Annotated in this window: 1 protein-coding gene and 1 pseudogene; both read right to left on the minus strand. The window is 64.6% G+C overall.

Annotation, left to right across the window (positions count from 1 at the left end; all coding sequences use genetic code 11):
* Positions 1–801: pseudogene (locus EN750_RS34510) on the minus strand (nicotinate phosphoribosyltransferase); the annotation flags it as partial.
* A 136-nt stretch (positions 802–937) separates the two neighbouring features.
* Positions 938–1,353: LysR substrate-binding domain-containing protein (locus tag EN750_RS34515; RefSeq protein WP_245482894.1), on the minus strand; the 416-nt coding region annotated here is incomplete at its 5' end.

Genomic DNA, 1,353 nt, shown 5'->3' on the forward strand with positions numbered 1-1,353 from the left:
CTGCAGCACCTTGTAGGGCGACTGCCTCAGCTCTTTTTCCGAGTCGGCGAGGGCGGCGAACACCATAGGCAGCTCATGTGCGTTGGTGCCGAGCGCTTCGAGGTCGTTGTCCATGGCCAGAAGCACGTTGGAGGTGCCGGTGAACGCTTCGCCGATGCCTTCCTTCAGCGCCTCGACGCACCAGCGCTGCCATAGGAAGGAATGGCGCCGGCGCGTGCCGAAGTCCGAGATGCGGATGCCGGGCAGCGCCTTCAGCCGCTCGGTCTTGGCCCACATCTTGGACTTGGCGCGGGCATAGAGCACGTCGAGCGCGAAAGGCCCGAACGCCCGCATCGCCGCGCGCGATCGAAGTTCATTGATGATGGCGAGCGCCGGGATTTCCCACAGTGTGGTGTACATCCACGGCCCGCTGAAGGTCAGCTCATACTGCCCGTCGCGCTTCGACAGCTCGTATTCGGGCAGCCGGAAGCCTTCCAGCCAGGCGAGGAATTCTGGCTCGAAGATCTGCTTGCGGCCGTAGAAATTGTTACCGCCGAGCCAGATCATCTCCTTCTTGGAGAAGCGCAAGGTGCGGGCATGGTCGAGCTGTTCGCGCAATTCGGCCTCGTCGATCTCGTCGGCAAGGCGCACCGAAGTCGTGCGGTTGATCAGCGAGAAGGTTGCGTCGACCTTGGGATACATGCCCCAGATCATCTGCAGCATCAAAAGCTTGTAGAAATCCGTGTCGAGCAGGCTGCGCACGATCGGGTCGAGCTTCCAGGTGTGGTTGTAGACGCGCCGCGCAATATCGGTCTTAGCCATGTCTCAACACCGCCTTCGCTGCCTGCCATCCACAATCGCGACAGGCCTCATAGCATCGAATCGGCCGGAACGCTGCCCGCTTTCAGGCTGGCCCGACAAAAAGAGCTGCCTGCATGCGGCGGCGCGCAGCCTGGCATCAGCCTGCGGATTTGCCGCCCATCACCCTGAGCGCCGGACGCTTGCGGCGGCTAACGATGCGGCCGGCCACCGGGGCGTCGGCGCGCCCGTCGTCCCCCGCTTTCTCGGCAAACAGCCAGTCGATGAACACCTGCACGATCGGCGTCGCCCGCATCTCGTTGCGGCAGACGACATAGAAATCGTCGACCGCCGGCACCGACAGGCTGAACGGCGCGACCAGCATGCCCCTGGCCAGCAGCGCGCTTGCCGTCACCGAGTCGCCCAGCGCCACGCCATGGCCATGCACCGCCGCCTCGGTCGCCATGCGCGCATCGCCGAGATGATGGCGGCGGCCACGCTCCAGGTCCAGCGCATCGGCGGCCGCCAGCCAGGTGTGCCATTCGCGGCCGTCATCGCCATGCAGGAAGACATGGT

Origin of the sequence: Mesorhizobium sp. M7A.F.Ca.ET.027.03.2.1 (assembly GCF_003999175.1) — a bacterium.
In the GTDB taxonomy this organism is placed as follows: domain Bacteria; phylum Pseudomonadota; class Alphaproteobacteria; order Rhizobiales; family Rhizobiaceae; genus Mesorhizobium.